This is a genomic window from Streptomyces sp. NPDC039480 (assembly GCF_055597165.1).
This window is the reverse complement of record NZ_JBVITX010000008.1, coordinates 237,890-255,134: the sequence shown is the minus strand read 5'-3', so window position 1 is coordinate 255,134 and position 17,245 is coordinate 237,890. Positions and strand designations below refer to the sequence as shown.

Annotated in this window: 14 protein-coding genes and 1 tRNA gene; 6 read left to right on the top strand and 9 right to left on the bottom strand. The window is 69.2% G+C overall.

The window, feature by feature from the left end; genetic code table 11:
- Positions 1–55: 55 nt before the first annotated feature.
- The 4 genes from ACZ56E_RS25355 to ACZ56E_RS25340 form a co-directional block, all read right to left on the bottom strand.
- Positions 56–544 (bottom strand): hypothetical protein, encoded by a 489-nt coding sequence (locus ACZ56E_RS25355; protein ID WP_471217537.1) that lies wholly within the window; start codon positions 542–544, stop codon positions 56–58.
- A 328-nt stretch (positions 545–872) separates the two neighbouring features.
- The gene (locus tag ACZ56E_RS25350; RefSeq protein WP_471217535.1) at positions 873–2,759 is read right to left on the bottom strand and encodes a UvrD-helicase domain-containing protein; all 1,887 of its coding nucleotides are present in this window, start codon (positions 2,757–2,759) and stop codon (positions 873–875) included.
- A 32-nt stretch (positions 2,760–2,791) separates the two neighbouring features.
- Positions 2,792–4,768 (bottom strand): ATP-dependent nuclease, encoded by a 1,977-nt coding sequence (locus ACZ56E_RS25345; RefSeq protein WP_471217532.1) that lies wholly within the window; start codon positions 4,766–4,768, stop codon positions 2,792–2,794.
- Positions 4,769–5,101: 333 nt separating this feature from the next.
- On the bottom strand, positions 5,102–5,977 hold the full coding sequence (locus tag ACZ56E_RS25340; RefSeq protein ID WP_471217530.1) for a DUF5655 domain-containing protein: 876 nt from the start codon (positions 5,975–5,977) through the stop codon (positions 5,102–5,104).
- Between the two features lie 179 nt (positions 5,978–6,156).
- Between ACZ56E_RS25340 and ACZ56E_RS25335 the strand changes: the two genes are divergently transcribed.
- Together ACZ56E_RS25335 and ACZ56E_RS25330 are read left to right on the top strand one after the other, a co-directional pair.
- Positions 6,157–6,226, top strand: a tRNA-Ser gene (locus ACZ56E_RS25335).
- Between the two features lie 201 nt (positions 6,227–6,427).
- Complete coding sequence (locus ACZ56E_RS25330) at positions 6,428–6,610, top strand: hypothetical protein (protein WP_468601262.1); 183 nt, start codon at positions 6,428–6,430, stop codon at positions 6,608–6,610.
- 19 nt (positions 6,611–6,629) lie between these two features.
- On the opposite strand, the gene ACZ56E_RS25325 is transcribed toward ACZ56E_RS25330, so the two are convergent.
- Together ACZ56E_RS25325 and ACZ56E_RS25320 are read right to left on the bottom strand one after the other, a co-directional pair.
- Positions 6,630–7,796, bottom strand: coding sequence for a fatty acid desaturase family protein (locus ACZ56E_RS25325; protein ID WP_471217527.1), 1,167 nt, complete (start codon positions 7,794–7,796; stop codon positions 6,630–6,632).
- A gap of 24 nt (positions 7,797–7,820) precedes the next feature.
- Positions 7,821–8,903, bottom strand: a complete 1,083-nt coding sequence (locus tag ACZ56E_RS25320) for a ferredoxin reductase (RefSeq protein ID WP_471217525.1) — start codon at positions 8,901–8,903, stop codon at positions 7,821–7,823.
- Positions 8,904–9,315: 412 nt separating this feature from the next.
- Here ACZ56E_RS25320 and ACZ56E_RS25315 point away from each other — a divergent pair, with 412 nt between their 5' ends.
- Positions 9,316–9,912: a DUF5994 family protein gene (locus ACZ56E_RS25315; protein WP_471217780.1), complete on the top strand. Its 597-nt coding sequence runs from the start codon at positions 9,316–9,318 to the stop codon at positions 9,910–9,912.
- 102 nt (positions 9,913–10,014) lie between these two features.
- The gene (locus ACZ56E_RS25310) at positions 10,015–10,455 is read left to right on the top strand and encodes a DUF5994 family protein (RefSeq protein WP_471217523.1); all 441 of its coding nucleotides are present in this window, start codon (positions 10,015–10,017) and stop codon (positions 10,453–10,455) included.
- Positions 10,456–10,479: 24 nt separating this feature from the next.
- On the opposite strand, the gene ACZ56E_RS25305 is transcribed toward ACZ56E_RS25310, so the two are convergent.
- The 3 genes from ACZ56E_RS25305 to ACZ56E_RS25295 form a co-directional block, all read right to left on the bottom strand.
- Positions 10,480–10,680 carry a hypothetical protein gene (locus ACZ56E_RS25305; protein ID WP_471217521.1) on the bottom strand — a complete coding sequence of 67 codons (201 nt, stop codon included), beginning with the start codon at positions 10,678–10,680 and terminating at the stop codon, positions 10,480–10,482.
- A 41-nt stretch (positions 10,681–10,721) separates the two neighbouring features.
- Positions 10,722–11,687 (bottom strand): hypothetical protein, encoded by a 966-nt coding sequence (locus tag ACZ56E_RS25300; RefSeq protein WP_471217519.1) that lies wholly within the window; start codon positions 11,685–11,687, stop codon positions 10,722–10,724.
- Between the two features lie 270 nt (positions 11,688–11,957).
- On the bottom strand, positions 11,958–13,940 hold the full coding sequence (locus tag ACZ56E_RS25295) for an AMP-dependent synthetase/ligase (protein ID WP_471217517.1): 1,983 nt from the start codon (positions 13,938–13,940) through the stop codon (positions 11,958–11,960).
- A gap of 226 nt (positions 13,941–14,166) precedes the next feature.
- Here ACZ56E_RS25295 and ACZ56E_RS25290 point away from each other — a divergent pair, with 226 nt between their 5' ends.
- Together ACZ56E_RS25290 and ACZ56E_RS25285 are read left to right on the top strand one after the other, a co-directional pair.
- Positions 14,167–14,640, top strand: coding sequence for an SCP2 sterol-binding domain-containing protein (locus ACZ56E_RS25290; RefSeq protein WP_471217515.1), 474 nt, complete (start codon positions 14,167–14,169; stop codon positions 14,638–14,640).
- Between the two features lie 84 nt (positions 14,641–14,724).
- On the top strand, positions 14,725–17,238 hold the full coding sequence (locus tag ACZ56E_RS25285; protein WP_471217513.1) for an arabinofuranosyltransferase AftB family protein: 2,514 nt from the start codon (positions 14,725–14,727) through the stop codon (positions 17,236–17,238).
- Positions 17,239–17,245: the final 7 nt, after the last annotated feature.

Genomic DNA, 17,245 nt, shown 5'->3' with positions numbered 1-17,245 from the left:
TCCGGGGAGACCGCCCACACTGGCGGTCTCCCCGGAAGCAGCAGGTTTATGGGTATCAGGGGGCGAGCCAGTGGGCGGCGAGAACCAGCGGGACCCGCTCTCCGACGTCCTTTGCCAGCCCCAGGGCACGAGCCAGGTCATCGAGAATACGCGCTACCGGCTTGATGATGGTTCGGGTGGCAGATGTTCGCTCGCCGAAACCATGGGCATAGTGCGGATACCCATCGGAGCCGAACTTGGCATCGATGGCCCATCTCTTCTCCCCCTCCAAGCGCGATAGGAAATATGTGACGGGTTCATCCCTGTCATCGGCATTGAGCTCTAGCTTGGCGTAGAGGCCGACCACGTATCCCAGCGCGGTGTGTCCCTCTCTCTGAGCAATGAGCGACACCGTCACCCGCAATATCCTTGCGTCGGCACCCTCACCGATGATCACATGGTGACGCGCGGGAGTGGGTATTTCAGGCAAGCAGCCTCCATCGTGGAATTTCCAGAAGGCACCGCATCTGCGATCTGCGGGCTTCACGGTGTCGTACCTTGACATGGGTTCGCCTAGGAATCCAACGCATAGGAACCCTGATGCCCTCTGCCTGCAGCGAACTTGGGGATCAGTTACTCGATGTGGGCTCGCCATAACCGAGAGCGGCACGAATGCCGAGTCGGAAGCCGCCAGCGCGAGACCAAGCCCAAGCCGCCAGGTACCCCTCGATGAGGATGACTTGCCGCTGTATGCGCACTACATCCCGGAAGCCCCTGCTGGGCGCTTCACCGAGGCGCGAGTCGGCAAGTCGGCACATGCCGCAGTCGCGCAACTTGGCCGCGGTGTCGCTGCCGTGCGGGAAACCTGGGCGCCAAGAGCCGCAAGCCAGTGCCTAGTCCTGGGCGACTTCTGAAACCCCTGCCTCCTTGAGCATCGCGAAAAGATCGGCGAGGGGGCCGGTCGAATCGACTCGATCCGTAGTGAGGATCAACCGCTGGGCCGCCCGGGACAATCCGACGAAGAAGGTCGATGTTCCCTCGCGCGGGTCATTCTGGTAGGACCACCACTGCCTCGCATGGATGCCCAGAAAGAACACGGTGTGATATTCAAGTCCCTTGCTGCGGTGGGCGGTGAGCAGTGCGACGGCATCAGCACATTCAAATTCGTCAAGTGCCTCCCCCCAGTTGGTGGCACTGCTGGACGCCTCCTCCAATCGCGCGGCAAATGCATCGGTGACGAGGCCGAAGTCCTCTCCCGGCACGGCGGACTTGATGTATCGCTGTAGCGCAGTGCCGTCGACAAGGTCCAACATCTCCTGCACCGCGTCCGCGGCTGGCGTTGTCGCCGGAGGGTGAGACCGCAGCCAGATCCGCAGCCTTCCGGTCAGCTGGGTCAGGTGCTCACCGACACGGCGCTGGGCCACGTCGTCATCCGCGGCTCCGTGTACGCGCTCCAGCGTGGTCGAGACGTCCTGCCAAATGTCGGCAAGGCCCTGGGGGTGCTGGGCCAGACGTAGCATCCCCATCAGGAGACGGGCCGTCTCGCTCTTGAGCAGGTCTTGCAGCCTCATCTTGCCAACCTGTGCGTCATCGTTGCGGAGCCTTATGCCGTGAGCAGCAAGACGGGACCGAAAGAGCGGCTCAAAGTCCTTGATCTTCTGTCGTGCGATGAGCGCGAAGTCCGCTGGCGTTCGGTCCGAGTTGGCGATGTCCCGGGCGATCCAGTCCGCGATGAAGGTCGCTTCTCGTTCGGGGATGCGGAAGGTCCACAGCGCTGCTGGATCATGGCCGTCCTCTGCCGTGGCCTTGGAAGTGGCCCGCACTGTGTTGGGTTCCAGCTTGCTGGCGATGACATGCTGTAGCTCGACTAGCGCGTCACTGGAGCGGAAATTCCAGGCTAGTGAATAGCTGGTGGCATCGAAAGTGTCGGCGAAGCGTTGCACCGCCTTGGGAAGTGCTCCGGCCCAGCCCATGATCCGCTGCTTGGTGTCGCCGACCGCAGTCACCGCGGCCTTGTCTCCGAACACCGCTGTGAGGAAGGAAAATTGCGCGCCGGTGGTGTCCTGGAACTCGTCGACAAACACGAACGGATAGGTCATACGCAAAGCGCGCCTGAGTTGCGGCACTTCGCGGACAAGCAACTCGGCAAGCCGGTTGATCATGACGAAGTCGAGCTGCGGCCGTTCCGGCTGGAGGTAGCGGGCACGCCACCACTCGCGCACAGCATAGGACGCGGCGTCGACCTCGTCGCCGGTCGGGATGGTCCTCGGCAAGCGCCACCGGCCCACGACATCGGTGATGAAGCGCGAGGGCTGAAACCGAGCGACTTCCCGCTGCAGAGGTTGCGGCGCGCTGAAGGCGATGTCATTGAGGAAGCTCCTCACCTCCGAGCCGGTCGCCGTGCGGATCTCGTACTCACTACCCATGCGCCAGTCAGAGGGCAGCGCCGCTGCGAAGCGGTCGACCAGGCTCTTGGTAAACGCATCGAAGGTCATCGAGACGAACCGGCCGTCATGTTCGGGAACGCGGGCAGCCACGCGGCGGCCCAGATTGGCTGCCGCGTCCTTCTTGAACGAGATCGCCAGAATGCGCTGCGGCCACGGGCAGATACCGGTTTGCAGGAAGTAGGCGGCGCGTTGGGCCAGGAACTCGGTCTTGCCGGCTCCAGGCCCGGCCACGACCGCCACATTGCCGCTGTCCCGAAGGGCTTCCCAGGCAGAAGGCTCCAGGTCCTCGATCCCGATCGGCCGCCACGCATCGACCGGCACCGGTGTCGTCATGGGGTTCGTGGCACGGCGCGCCCTCGAACCGCTCACAGCCCGGCCGCCTGCTGGATGTATCGCACGAGCGCCGTGAGGACCTCGGGCGCGTCTGACTTCAGTTCGGCGTCGGTCAGGCGGCCGAGGGCCCTCATGTGGGTACTGGGCTTCGAGCGGGAAAGGAAGAGGTATCGATACCAGCGCAGCCGCTCGATCTGTGCCTCTGCGCTCCAGAAGGCCGGGGTGGTGCCGCTCTCCCCCAAAACCGTCGTGGTGGGGTCGGAGGAGCCCGGGCCGCGCTCCCCCGGTTCAAGATGCGTGTAGGCGAACGGGAACGACACCAGCATGCTGTAGTCGAGGTCCAGGGGCGTGGCGTAGAAGATGCCGAAGGTGCGCAAGTGGTCAAGTACGGGTCGCATTGCCTCCGGGGATAGGCCGTCGTGGACGTCGTCGACGTTGTCGTAACCGTCGAGCTCCTTGAGGGGATCCAGCCCGTTGTCCATCAGGCGGTTGAAGGCGTCGCGTAGCCGGGCAGGGCCGGCCCCCTCCTTTCCGTAGTCGATGTCCAGCAGGGTGGCATGCGGGATGGCAAGATCGTTGAGCAGCTTCCACATGTGGTTGGTGTGCCGACCGCTGAGGGGGACCATGGCGACGAACGACGGGTCCAGGTGCACGCCATGGGCTTGCGCGATGCGCGGGATGACGAGTTCCTCGGTGTCGCCTTCCCCGAGCACGACGAACTTGGCGAAGTAGAGCTCTGGGTGGGCGCGCACCGCCTCGCGCACGTACTTCCCAGCCTCGGTGGTGTCAGCAGGCAGGGTGATCGTGCGGACCGATGCGGTCGAGGTGGCTGGCTCCGTGCGAAAGTACCGAACGTCCTCGGGGCGGATGCGGGTCATGCCACTGGCGGAGTGGCTGGAGAGGATGGCTTGCGTCGCCGTACCGCTGCTCAGTGCCTGCAGCTGCGTGACGATGCGCGACAAGAAGAACGGGGAAAGGTTGTTCTCGGGCTCTTCGACCACGATCAGAGTCAGGACCGGCAAATGGGCGGCATCAAGCGTGAAGCTGTCATGGTGCCGACCCTCGTACACCTCGGCCTCGACGTCGAGCGCTGCTGCGACCAGGGCAAGGTGCAGCAGCGAGCGTTGCCCGTCGCTCAGCATGCCGGCCGGGCGCGGCTGGGCGTTGTGATCGGGCTCGAAGACGAGTTCAGAGTTGCGGACCAATTGGTTGAAGTCGCTGTCAAGGAGCCGCAGTTTCGGGTCGGAGTGCACGCCGGTGTCATGCAGTTCCTGCCAGCGGGCGGTCAGTGCACCTTCGACGGCCTGCACCACGGGTTCGTTCGTGAACTTCTTCGCGACCTCGCTCGCGTGCTCACTGACCAGATCACGCAGGCCCGTTGACCATTGCGCGGCTCGCCAGAGCCGACTTCGCATGAACGCCGTCACCTGGCGCACGCCGTCACGCGACGCCGGAATGTAGATCATCTGGATACGACTGCGCTCCGCAGGGGCCAGCGGAACGCAGTCGTCCTCGCTGTACTCCTCTGCAAGGGTATTGACGACCTCTCGGGTTTCGGTGATGGCTCCCTCCACCGTGCCGTCGTCTACCCATTCAGCCCGGAGAACCACCCGGACCTTCATGTCTCCGTCGTCGTTGGCCGCCATGCGTCGGAAGAACTCCGGGACTGCCCGGGGTACCTCGCCTTGGGCACGAGGTGCCTCGGAAACTCCTGCTTCGTCTTCGTCCTCAACTTCGCCGTGGAGCTCAGGGAACGCGAGCACCGCCTCGATCATCAGCTCACGGCTGGCAGGGGCAATGGTCTCGTCGGCAGGGACAGCGAAGTCGTCCACGCGTACGGCTCGCTCCTGCGCAGACACTCCGAACAAGCGCAACAACGCCTCGCACGCCGCAGTCTTGCCTGAACCGTTTGCGCCAATGAACGCAGTCACGCCCGAATGAAGGTCAACGGAGGTGCGCCGCGGCCCGAAGCACTTGAAGTTCTCCAGCACAAGTTTCTCGATGAACATTCTTCACTTCCAGCCCAACGATCTGATCACTGGTGAAATCGATCCGATGATCGTAGCGAAGCTGAATGATCGTTGGAGCCGCAAAGACGATCCCCATCGCGAACTACCGCTCGCCTCCCGCGCCGCATCTCGCACAGTCACGGCCCTCCCCTCGGCCACAGCATCACCACGCGGTCCAACTTCGAACCAGGAGTTGGCAGACGGCCCTCGGCAGCGATGCGCCGCGCCCACTGCCGGGCTCCACGGCTGCCGACCTCCTACGTCGGCGCCCGTCGCTAGAAGAAACGCCTCACGCCCTACCCCATTCGGCGCTCGAGACGTCCGCTCAAAGCCCTACGCCGCCGAGTAGCTAAGCTGCAACAGATGTCCGGCACGCTCCAGATCCTTCTCCGAGCGCAGCCGCACTTCCAACGACCCCGTGCCGTGGTGCCCGATGCCGGTCACGTCTCGCGTGAATCCCGGAACGAGGGCGACCTCACTCGGGTCCACCGCCAGGTACAACACAACCTCTCGCTTCAGGGTGGTGCCGACGCAGGCGAAGTTCCGCAGTCGGCGATACGCCCGATACTGCTTGCGGTCAACAGGCGTGACGTCATCCCCAAGAGCTGTCAGGGCCTCATCGACCGCTGCCCTGAGCGCGGCTACGGCGTCGCCCGAGGAAGACTCCTGCCGCCTGCGAAGAGGGCGGGGCCGCGCATCCGGACCGGTGACAGACGCGATGGATTCCAGGGCGAGCAGCTTCTCGCCAAAGTAGCGATAGCGGACCAGGTCGATCGTGCGGCGGATCTCCCGCACGGCATGGACGTCGTAACGGGTGAACTCCTCCGCAACGCAAATCAGCCTCAGCGCAGACCATGTCACACCCGCGGCAGCCTCAGCCCCGAGGCGCTCACGGACCAGGTGGTGGAACTCCGCCCTGTGGTCAGTCAGCCACGACAGATAGAACAGCCCCTGGTTGATCACGCCGGGGTCCTTGCGACGCTTGTACTCGACGATCACGGGCGACCCGTTCTCGTCCAAGCCGAGCGAGTCGATCCGGCCCCCGTGCAGCGACCCGGTGCTGTACTCACTCGCGAGGAAGCGCACCCCGAGAAGCGTCTCCATGTTCGCCTCGACCTGGCGCTGCAGATCGCTCTCCGCCGCGGCCGTCCGTGCGGTGATCTCCACCGCGCCCCCTGCCCTCACGTCAAACAGCTTCAGCCCCGACACCGTCCCCTCCTCGATCCTCACCAGCTACAAGCACGAGAAGGGGACGGATTGTTTCCGCCAGCGGATGCCAGCGTCAAGAGACTTCGGGACCGCTACGGCCACGCCCGACCGCGGCTTCCCGAAATCTCGGGAAGTTTCCCTGACGACTTGCCAAGGAATGGCATTCATGCAGGTCAGCGGCACCTGTGGTCTTGACTCGCGGGGTGCCTTCTAAGCGCTTGGCCGCAGGTTCGAGTCCTGCCGGGGGCGCAAATGGCCCCTCACCTGCGGAAACGCGTGAGGGGCTCTTTCATCTCCGGACGCACGTCGCTGTGACACCAAGCGCCTTGGCCGGTCCGCCACTGGCCACGATGTCCGCTGCCTGATCCACCGTGCGGCGGGTACCCGGCAGCCAGCGGTGCAGCCACGGGGGTGGCCTGTGGTTCGCCGTCCATCGGCAGGAGAAGACAGATGCTGGCTTTCGCGGCGGCCGTACTCTTCGTCATCGCCTTCGTCCTTCACGCGGCCGAGACGTCGACCGAGACGGTCTTCAGCCCGACGAGTCTCATGCTGGTCGGACTCGCGCTCCTCGCCCTGCACTCGGCCGGTGTGGGGTCCGGATGGTCCGGGCGCGGGGGCGGACGGCGGCGCTGAGGGGGCTGGGGCGGACCTTTCAGCCGGGCAGCGCATGGCGCAGGATGCGGTGCCACATCGAGGTGTACTGCTTCCGTAAGGGGCCCGTGACGTAGGGCAGGCCGTACTTCCCGCACAGCTCGCGCAGGCGTGGGGCCACCTCGGCGTAGCGGTTGCTGGGGAGGTCCGGGAAGACGTGGTGTTCGATCTGGTGGCTGAGGTTGCCGGTGAGGACGTGGAACAGGGCGCCGCCCTCGATGTTCGCCGAGCCCTGGATCTGCCGCAGGTACCACTGGGCACGGCTCTCGCCCTCCAGTTGCTCCTCGGCGAAGGTCCGCACATCGCCAGGGAAGTGACCGCAGAAGATGATGGTGTGCGCCCAGATGTTGCGTGCGGTGTTGGCGGTGAGGTTGCCGAGCAGGCAGGGCAGCGCGGACGGGCCTGCGAGCAGCGGGAAGAGGACGTAGTCCTTGGCCGACTGGCGTGCCGCCTTGCCGAGCAGCTCCGCCAGGTCTCCGAGGAACGCGCGCGGGCTCTTGCGGCCGTCCCGCACCGCGTCGGCCTCCAGGTCGTACAGGGCGATGCCCCATTCGAAGACGGGCGCAAGCAGCGCCGCGTACAGCGGCTGGAGGAGGTGGAAGGGGCGCCAGGGCTGGTCGGGGCTCATGCGCAGGACGGTGTAGCCGAGGTCGCGGTCACGGCCCACGACGTTCGTGTACGTGTGGTGCAGGTGGTTGTGGGTGTGCTTCCAGGCGTCGGCGGGGGTGAGGAAGTCCCATTCCCAGGTGGTGGAGTGGATGGCCGGGTCGCCCAGCCAGTCCCACTGGCCGTGCAGGATGTTGTGGCCCAGCTCCATGTTCTCCAGCGTCTTGGCGGCGGCGAGCAGGGCGGTGCCGGTGAGCCAGGCGGGCGGGAACAGGGAGACGGCCAGGGCGAGCCGGCCGCCCGTCTCCAGGCTGCGCTGGACGGCGATCACCGTGCGGATGTAGCGGGCGTCGTCCTTGCCGCGTGCCGCGACGATCTCGGCGCGGAGACGGTCCAGTTCTGCTCCCAGTTCCTCGATGCGCTCTGCGCCTTCCGGTGCTGCGGACGCGCCTTCCGGTGCTGCTCCGGACGTGTCCTCCGGTGCTGTTCCGTCTGCCCCTTCCGGGGCCTCCTCGGCGGCTGAGGGGATCGTCGTTGTTGCTGTTGCTGAGGTGGTGGCCATGGGGAGTTGCCTCCTCGGGAGGTCCTAGACGTCCAGGACGAGTGGGCCCGTGGCTCCGTTGACACAGGTCTGGATCAAACCGCCCGGTTCTCCGTGCACTTCGCCGGTCCGCAGATCGCGGACCCTGCCGGCCACGAGCGGGACGAGACAGCCGCGGCAGACCCCCGCCCTGCACCCGTACGGCATCGCCACGCCCTCGGCCTCGCCGAGCACCAGCAGCGGCACGGCCGCGGGGGCGTCCGCCTCGACACCGGTTCGGCCGAACCGCACCCGGCCGCCCGTGGCTGTGGGGCCGGGTGGGAGCAGCGGGGCCGGACGGAAGCGCTCCAGGCGGAGTCGCTCATGGACTCCGTGCTGGGCCCAGTGCCGTTCCGCCGCGGCGAGGAGCCCCGGCGGACCGCACACCCAGGCGTCCCGGTTCCGCCAGTCGGCGCAGCGCCCGACGATACGGTCCGGGGTCAGCCGGCCGTCCGTACGCGTGTAGGTCAGGTGCAGCCGGAACCAGCGCGACCGGGCCGCAAGCTCGGTCAGTTCGGCGCGGAAAAGGCACTGTTCCGGTGCCGGAGCGCTGTGCAGGAGTACGACGTCGGGGGTCGGTGCCCGACGGTGACGGGCAAGGGTGCGCAGCATCCCCAGCACAGGGGTGATGCCACTGCCCGCCGTCACGAACAGCATCCGTTCGGGCGGCGGGTCCGGCAGCACGAACTCCCCCTGGGCCGGGCCCAGTCGCAGGACGGCGCCGGGCTGCGTGCGATGCACCAGGTGCGGGGAGACCCGGCCGCGCGGGTCCTCCTTGACCGTGACGGCGACGTTGCCGTCCGGTGTGTCGGGCGGGGTGGTGAGCGAGTACGTACGCCAATGTCGTACGCCGTCGATCTCCACGCCCACCGGCAGGTACTGGCCGGGCCGGTGCCCCGTCCAGCCCCGTCCGGGCCGGATCACGAGGGTGGCCGCCGCGGGCCCCTCCGCCCGCACGGCGGTGACCCGGCCCGCGGGGTGCCGCGCCGACAGCAACGGGTCGAGCAGACCGAGATAGTCGTCCGGGGACAGGGGGCTCGTCAGCCAGGACGCGGCCGCGAGGAGCGGCGACAGGGGCGACAGGGGCACGCCGACACCTTCCTCCCTCGGCCGGGCCCGGCTCATCCGCGGCCTCTGCGGGCTCCGCCTACCGGGCTCGCCAGCGAAGCACACCGCAAGGCCGGACACAGGAGGCGGTGAGGGCTTTCCGCCACCGAACGCACCTCCCCCGCCAGCCCCGACGCGGCGGTGGCCGGATGCAGGTCCGGTGGCCTGCGGAGACGTAGGCGGAAGCCCGGGTCGAAGTCGGGCGGAAAGGGGCGCAAAGTGTCCCGGGCAGGGCCTCGGCAGCCGGGAAGCCGTCGCGCACCCGTGGTCGGGGCTTCCACAGGAGTACGCTGACAGTACCGAGGGCATTTCTTGACCGGCTTCCTCTGCCGGTATCTCCCTCGGCCAAGCACCGGGTCGTGTGCATCGGGCCCGGGGACAGGTCGACACCATGATGGTGATCACCGAACGACGCCCCCCGCCCACCCTCCTGGGCACCCTTGCCGCCGACGAGGCGCCCGCCCGCCTGACGTTGAAGCCGTCGGGCCCTTCCTCCGGGCTGGTCGACGGCGCCTGGTGGCCCCGCTCCCGGGATCTGCACCGGGAACTGCCCGCGCTGTGCGACGAGTTGGACGCGCCGTGGGGACGCATCACGCGCGTCACGGTCAATCCGACGCACTGGCCCGTGATCCCGCACAGGGTGCCGGTCCACGGTCATACGGTCAACGTCGGGTGGTTCCGCGACGAGCAGGACGCCCACCAACTCATGCTGCGTTCCTACCGCGCGGGGCGCTGGGACCTGCTGATCGTCCCTCCCGACACCGAAGCGGGCGCCGCCGCCCGGCTCATGGCCGCGGCCTGCGACCCACAGGACCGACGCACGGGCAGCGCCCTCATGGCAGCCGAGGCGGCGGGACAGCTCGCGGCCGCCGCGGGGGCGGGATCTCGGACCGCTACGGGCATCGGCACCGGTATCGGTATCGGTACGGAGGCCTGGGAGTCGGAGGGCGGCTCCACACCAGGGCGTACGGCCATGACGTACGGGCAGTGACGGGTCATGGGCATCGCCGTCACCCGTCCCCCTCGCCCCCATCGTCGCGCCGACCGCACCCGGCACATCCGTGATCCACCAGCCCCCGAGCAGGAGCCCGGCATGAGCACGACCCTGCGTACCCCCTTCATCACCCCACTAAGCACCCCGGTCCGTACGCCCCTCCCCGCCCCACCGCGCCTTCCGTCCCTCGTACGCCTCCGCCTGTCACCCGCCGGCGGCGGGCCGCACCTCGTCGACGGCGCGTGGTGGCCCAGAACGGGAGACCTGCTGGCCGAACTGCCGCGCCTGCTCGGGGCCCTGCCCCACAGCTGGCCCCAGATCGCGCACGTCACCGTCAACAGCGGCATGTGGTCCGACTTTCCCGGCCGGACGCTCATCGCGAACCACGTCCTGCAACTGCACCGCAGCCCCGGCAGGCGCACGCCTTCCACGGTGTGCCTGCTCGCGCCCGGGCGGGGCAGGTGGGACCTCCTGGTCGTACCGCCCCACACGGACGAAGCCGAAGCCCGCCGGCTCATGGCGGGGGCCGTCGCGCCGTGACGCCGTCGGCCCACCCGGGGTCGGTCACCTCGAAGTACTGCGGCTTCCCCGGCCGCGGAGCGTGAAGGCGCGGGCCGCCACCAGGACCGGGAGCAGCAGGAGCATCCAGCGGGCGGTGTTCCCGCCCATGACTGCCCAGGCGACGGCCACGAGCGCGAGGTAGGTGACGGTGAGGACCAGCAGGTCCTTCTTCGTGCCCGTCTTCGTACTCGTCCTCGAGGTCATCTTCGTCTTCCTCTCTTGGTCTGCCGTCAGCTGGTCCGCCGTCAGCACTTGTAGCGCTTCCAGTTGGTGATGACGCCCACGTAACTGACCTTCCACTCCACGCACTGGTTGGCCTTGGCGGCGTCCTGCATCTGGCCGCGCAAGGAGCCGGCCTGGGCGGTCAGGGCGGCGCCGCAGCCTGCCGCCGCCACCGCGTTGGGGATCTTGGCGCAGGCCATCACGGTCGCCGTCGCCGCGAAGTGGTACATGGGGGTCTTGGCCATGTCCTTCACCTCCTTCTTGCTGAAGCGGAGGTAGATGGACCAGCCGAGCGAGACCTTCGGGTCGGCAACCACCGGGAACGCGGTGTCGGCGTCGGTGTCGATCGTCTGCGTCAGCTTGTCGCCGTCGAGGCGGTACCGGGTGGGTACGGCCTCCCCGTCCGCGTCCTTGGCCCACGGGGCGTCGATCGCGCCCAGGACCTCGGTGTCCTCGCCGTGGCTCTTGGCGATCAGGAAGCCGCCCTCTCCGTCCTCCATCAGCCGCGCCCCCTCGGGGAGCGTCAGCGAGAAGTCGTGCGTGGTCGGGGCCTTCCGGTCCTTGAGCGTCACCAGGGTGCGGGCGGCGCCGTCCGCCGTGGGCTGTACGGCGATGTCCGTCGAGGGTGCGGCGTCGGGGTACACGACCGTGCCCGCGCCGGCCGCGACGCCGGCGGTTCCCCTCGTCTTCGTGACGCCCAGCGACACATCGGCGTTCGGCGCGTCGATCAGCACGTCGCCGTCGGCCTTCGCGGGCGCGGTGACCGTGACGCTCCCCTCGTCGGTCCGCGCGCCGCCCCGGCGGCCGTCGAGCGCGGTCAGATCCGCGGTTCCGGTCGCCTTCTCGACCACGGCGGCCGCCCGTGCCGCCGCCGACGGTGCCTCTCCGGCGACGGCCGCGGGGGCCGTCGCCCCGAGGACGGCCCCCGCCGTCACCGCCGCGACGAGGCCGCCGGTCATGCGCCGCGCCGTCCGCGTGCTCTTCTTCATGGGTCCCTCCCGTTTCAGTGCATACGAAGGCACCCCGAGCCCTCGAAGAGGATCCCCGCCCGGGGCGCCGCGCATACTTTTACACACGTGTAGAAGGTGGCCAACAGTGATCGTCCGGGGTTACGGGAATGAGATCAAGGACGGGACTTTGGTCCCGCGCGGAAGTGACCCCGCCCGGTTGCGGGAACTCCGGCCGTCCGCCGGGGCGTTGCCTCTGTGAGGCCAGCGGCGCCGCTGGCCTCACCAACTCGCCGTGTGTCTCAGCCGCCCTCAGCTGCCGTAGAGCTCCTCGATCTCTGTCGCGTACGCCGCCGTCACCGCGTGTCGTTTGATCTTCAGGGACGGGGTGAGCAGGCCGTTGTCCTCGGTGAACTCGCCCTCCACGATCGCGAATTTGCGGATCGATTCGGCCCTGGAGACCGACGAGTTCGCGTGGTCCACCGCCTTCTGGACCTCCGCGATCATCTGCGGGTCGCGGGCGAGTTCCGCGAGCGGCGTGTCCGCCGGGCGTTTGCGGACGGTGAGCCAGTGCTCCACCGCCTCGGGGTCCAGGGTGACGAGCGCGGCGACGTACGAGCGGTTGTCGCCGACGACGATGCACTGGCCGACCGGGGCGCGGCTGCGCAGCCGGTCCTCCAGGACGGCGGGCGAGACGTTCTTGCCGCCGGACGTGACGATGATGTCCTTCTTGCGGCCGGTGATCGTGAGATAGCCGTGGTCGTCCAGCGCGCCCAGGTCACCGGTGGCCAGCCATTCGTCCGTCAGCACGGCGTCCGTCGCGGCCGGGTTGTTCCAGTACGAGCCGAAGACGATGCCTCCCTTGATCAGTACCTCCCCGTCGTCCGCGATGCGCACGGCCGTGCCGGGTACGGGCAGGCCGACCGTGCCCGGGCGGGGCCTGAGCGGTGGCGTGATGGTGGCGGCGGCCGTGGTCTCCGTCAGGCCGTACCCCTCGTAGATGACGATTCCGGCGGCGTAGAAGAAGAGGTTGAGGTTGCGGTCCAGGGGTGAGCCGCCGCTGATCGCGTAGCGCAGCCGGCCGCCGACCTCCTTGCGGATGCGCCGGTAGACGAGGAGTTCGTACAGCGCCCAGCCGGCATAGAGGGCGAGGGAGGGGCCAGGGGTTTTGTTGGTACCCGGGGTCTTGTTGGCATGGGTTCCGTTGGTGCGGGCTCCCTTGCCCTGGGGCCCGTTCAGGAACCTGTTCAGATACGCCTCCCCGAAGCGCACCGCTATGCGCTCCGCGCGGTCGAAGGACGAGGCGCGGCCGATCTTCTCGGCGGTCGCCCGGCCGGTGCCGTGGATCTTCTCGAAGAGGTACGGGACGCCGACGATGAACGTCGGCCTGAACGACCGCAGCTCCGGGCGGAGTTCGTCGGGTTTGATGCTGGGGCAGTGGCCGAGTTCGATGCGGGCGAGCATGCAGGCGATCTGGATGCTGCGGCCCAGGATGTGCGCGAGCGGCAGGAAGAGGAGCGTGGAGGCGACCTGTCCCGTGATCTCCTTGAAGACGGGGTGGAGGAGGTCGACGGTGTTCGCCGCCTCCGCGTGCAGGTTGCCGTGGGTGAGGACGCAGCCCTTGGGGCGGCCCGTGGTGCCCGAGGTGTAGACGAGGGTCGCGATGGAGTCCGGGGTGAGCGCGGCCCTGCGCTTGGTCACTTCCTCGTCCGGCAATTCCCGGCCCAGGGCGGTCAGTTCCGCCATCGCGCCGCCGTCGAGGTGCCGGATGCGCGGCGGGTCGGGGAGGGCGGCCAGCGCCTGCTCGGCCGTCGCCGCGTTGTCGGCGGTCTCCGCGATGAGGAAGCGGGCGCCGGAGTCGCGGACGATCCACTCGATCTGGTCGGCCGACGACGTGGCGTAGACGGGCACGGTCTGGCCGCCCGCCGCCCAGATCGCGAAGTCCAGGACAGCCCACTCGTAACGGGTACGGGACATCAGTGCGACCCGGCCGCCCGGTTCGAGGCCGTCCGCGAGCAACCCCTTGGCCGCTTCCGTCACTTCGCGTGCGAAGGCGGTCGCGGTGACGGGGCGCCACTGGCCGCCCTCCTTGCGGCGCAGGACCACGGCGTCGGGGGCCTCGGCGGCGTTGGTGAAGGGGATGTCGGCGGTGCTGCCCGCGGTGGCCGGCGCCACGAGTGCGGCGGTGCGGGCCTCGCGTACCGTGCCGTGTTCGTCCCTGATGAGTTCGACCTCGGCCCGGTCCGCCAGGCCGCTGTGGCGCTGTGCCCGTTTCAGATCCTTGCGTACGCCCATGACGGCTCCCGGCTTCCGGTTCCCAGGTGATCGGCGCGCTCTCGGTACTTACTCGGGGGTCAACTTACTGACACGTAAGAGAAATTCAATGGGGTGGACAGGGTCCGCTTGGCGTCAACGTCGTGAGCTTCGGTGCCGGCCGTCGCGATCGCCCCCGCTTGGCGAGGGCCTGGCGCGCGGCATACCTTACTTCCTAGTAAGTTTACTGTTCAGCAAGGGGATTGCCGTGGCGGACGCCGACATCAGCAGGATCGCCGAGCTCGACTTCGCGCGCGTCACGCCCGAGGAGTTCGCCCGGATCGTGAAAGGGCTCTCCGGTAAGCAGGTCGCCGAGATGTTCGAGGACGGTGAGTTGCGCGGGCGTGTTCTGGGGGAGGTCTTCGGGCGCGTGGAGCGGCAGTTCAAGCCGGCTGCGGCGGGTTCCCTGAAGGCCCTCATCCGCTGGCAGGTCACGGGGCTCGGCGACAACGACGACGTGGTGTACGAGACGGAGATCGTCGACGGCGCGTGTGCGGTGCGTGAGGGGCGCTCGGACGCGGAGGCGCGGGTCACGCTCGTCATGGCCGATGCCGAGTTCCTCAAGCTCGTCTCCGGGAACGCCAGCCCCGTCACCCTGTTCTTGCTGCGCAAGGTCAGGATCACGGGTGATGTGGCTCTGGCCGCCGGGCTCACGCGGTACTTCGACATTCCTAAGGCGTGAGGGAGGCGCCGGGCGTCGGCGTTGGTTTCCGTGGCGGCTTCGGCGTGGCTCAAGCCGTTGTTGACCTGCGCCGATGTAGCGGTCATGACGACGTCTGCGTACTCCTCCGTCCGTAGCTCCGAAACCGTCGCCGGGCCCGCCCCCGGAGCACCGCCCGGGGGCGGGCGATGGCGGGGCCGCCCCGTCCGCCCCCTCCATCTCGTCCGTCTCGCCGTCTGCCTGCTGCCCGCTCTCGTCATCACCTTCGCGGGGTTCCAGCGGCGGTGGATGTCCGACGACGGGCACATCTATGTGCGGACGGTCCGGCAGGTGCTCGCGGGGAACGGGCCCGTCTTCAACCCCGGCGAGCGCGCCGAGTCGTCCACCGGCACCCTGTGGCAGTGGCTGCTCGTCGCGGGCGGGGCGACGGGGGCCGACATCGCGACGGTGGCGATGTACGGGGGGCTGCTGCTCACCGCCGCCGGGTTCGCGCTCGCCGGGCTCGGGGCACGGCGCTTGCTGCGACCTGTGCGTGGGGGTGAGGGCGGCTTCCTGCTGCCCTGCGGGGCGCTTGTGCTGCTCGCGTTGCCGCCCGTCTGGGACTTCGCCACCTCCGGCCTGGAGACCGGGCTCGCGACCTGCTGGATCGCGGGGTCCTGGCTCGCGCTCATCGCCCGGCCCCGGTCGCTGGTGACGTGCGCGATCCTGGGGCTCGGACCGCTCGTCCGGCCCGATCTGGCCCTGGTGTCGGCGGTCTTCCTGGCCGCGCAGTGGGTCATGGCGCGGCCCTCGTGGCGGGGCGTCCTCGCCGGGGCGGGTGTCGCGGGGGCGCTGCCCGTCTCGTACGAGATCTTCCGCATGGGCTACTACGGGCATCTGATGCCGCTCCCCGGCGTCACGAAGGAGGCTTCACGCAGCCTGTGGGGCCGGGGCTTCGACTACCTCTGGGACTTCACGGGGCCGTACGCACTGTGGCTGCCGTTGGCGGCGGTGGGCGCGGGGGCGTTGGTGGGGGGCGCGAGGGCCTTGGCGGTGGGGCGGGAGCGCCGGGAGGGGCGTCGCGCGCCGGGACGGCTCGCCTCCGCCGTCACACGCGCCGCTGGGGATGCCGGGGTTCCCGGCGCAGCTCCCACCGGGGGCCCGGGCGCAGCTTCCGCCGGAGTTTCGGGCGCAGCTTCCACCGGCATGCCGGGCCCCGCTTCCGCCGGGGGCCCGGCCGCAGCGTCCACCGAAGAGCTCGCTGCCGCGTCCGCCAGCATTCCCGCCGCTGCGCGCGTCGGCCTTCCCGCTCCCGCCGACACTTCCACCGCGCCCCCTACCGCCGCATCCGCCGCGGGCCCCGCTGCGGCTCCCACCGACGCTTCCACCGGAGCCCCAACCGCCGCGCCCGGCGGCATTCACATCCCCGCCGCCGCATCCACCCCAGAACCCGCCGACACTTCCACCGGGGCTCCCGCCGCCGCATCCGGCGGCCTTCCGGCCGCCACATCCACTGCGGGCCCCGCCGCCGCTCCCACCGACACTTCCGCCGGAGCCCCAACCGCCGCGCCCGGCGGCATTCACATCCCCGCCGCCGCCTCCACCCCAGAACCCGCCAACGCTTCCACCGAGGCTCCCACCGCCGCATCCGGCAGCGGCCTTCCCGCCGCTACATCCACCGCGGGCCCCGCCGCCGCGTCAGCCACCACACCCGCCGCGACTCCTAGCGCCACTCACACCGAGGCCCCCACCGCCGCTGCCACCGCAGGCACCGCAGGCACCGCCGAAGTCTCCGCCGTCACCCCCACCACCACTTCCCTGCTCGCTGCCGTGCTCGCCCCCGTCCTCGCAGGTCTCCTCTGCTGGGCTTACGTCGTCAAAGTGGGGGGTGACTTCATGCATGGGCGGATGTTTCTGCCGGGGTTGTTGCTCATGCTGTTGCCCGTGTTTCTTGTGCCCGTCACTCGGGCGTGGGGCGTCGTCGCCGTGGTCGTCGGGGTGTGGGCCGTCGTGTGTGCGGGCAGCCTGCGGGTTCCGTACGAGGGGTACATCGGGCGGAGCGGTGTCGCGGACGAGCGTGGGGTGTACGTACGGCAGAACGCCGCCCCGCACCCCCTCCACCACGACTTCGCGGGGCACCCGGGCAACGCGTCGTACGCCCGGCTCGTACGGGACCGGGCGCGGGCCGGTGCGCCCACGCTGCTCCTGGCCCAGACTCCGGTCGGGGCCCGGCAGCCCGGTGTGACCGGGGTCTACAACACGCTCGGCTTCAGCGGCTCCGTGATCCCGCTCTCCGGGGCCGCCCTCGACCCGATCGGGCTCGCCTACCCGCTGGCCGCCCACTCCGAGGGCTTCGTCGGCCGGGTGGGGCACGACAAGCGGCTCCCCGACGAGTGGATCGTCGCCGAGCGCGGCGTCCCGGGCGACCTGCCCGCCGGGCTTGACCCGGCCCGCGTCGACGCCGCCCGGCGTGCCCTGCGCTGCGCTCCTTTCGCGGAGCTGCGGGCAGCCACGCGCGCGCCCCTGACGGCGGGGCGGTTCTGGCGGAACCTGACCGGGGCCGCGCACCTCACGTCCTTCCGGTTCCCGAACGACCCGGTGCGGGCCGAGCGGGAGTTGTGCGGCGGACGGGATGGGTGAGTCAGGG

What these genes read in the sequence shown, in the direction of transcription:
- ACZ56E_RS25355 (WP_471217537.1), bottom strand. Translation starts at nt 544, where the DNA reads ATGTCAAGGTACGACACCGTGAAGCCCGCAGATCGCAGATGCGGTGCC.
- ACZ56E_RS25350 (WP_471217535.1), bottom strand. Translation starts at nt 2,759, where the DNA reads ATGACGACACCGGTGCCGGTCGATGCGTGGCGGCCGATCGGGATCGAG.
- ACZ56E_RS25345 (WP_471217532.1), bottom strand. Translation starts at nt 4,768, where the DNA reads ATGTTCATCGAGAAACTTGTGCTGGAGAACTTCAAGTGCTTCGGGCCG.
- ACZ56E_RS25330 (WP_468601262.1), top strand. Translation starts at nt 6,428, where the DNA reads ATGCTGGCTTTCGCGGCGGCCGTACTCTTCGTCATCGCCTTCGTCCTT.
- ACZ56E_RS25325 (WP_471217527.1), bottom strand. Translation starts at nt 7,796, where the DNA reads ATGGCCACCACCTCAGCAACAGCAACAACGACGATCCCCTCAGCCGCC.
- ACZ56E_RS25315 (WP_471217780.1), top strand. Translation starts at nt 9,316, where the DNA reads ATGGTGATCACCGAACGACGCCCCCCGCCCACCCTCCTGGGCACCCTT.
- ACZ56E_RS25310 (WP_471217523.1), top strand. Translation starts at nt 10,015, where the DNA reads ATGAGCACGACCCTGCGTACCCCCTTCATCACCCCACTAAGCACCCCG.
- ACZ56E_RS25305 (WP_471217521.1), bottom strand. Translation starts at nt 10,680, where the DNA reads ATGACCTCGAGGACGAGTACGAAGACGGGCACGAAGAAGGACCTGCTG.
- ACZ56E_RS25300 (WP_471217519.1), bottom strand. Translation starts at nt 11,687, where the DNA reads ATGAAGAAGAGCACGCGGACGGCGCGGCGCATGACCGGCGGCCTCGTC.
- ACZ56E_RS25295 (WP_471217517.1), bottom strand. Translation starts at nt 13,940, where the DNA reads ATGGGCGTACGCAAGGATCTGAAACGGGCACAGCGCCACAGCGGCCTG.
- ACZ56E_RS25285 (WP_471217513.1), top strand. Translation starts at nt 14,725, where the DNA reads ATGACGACGTCTGCGTACTCCTCCGTCCGTAGCTCCGAAACCGTCGCC.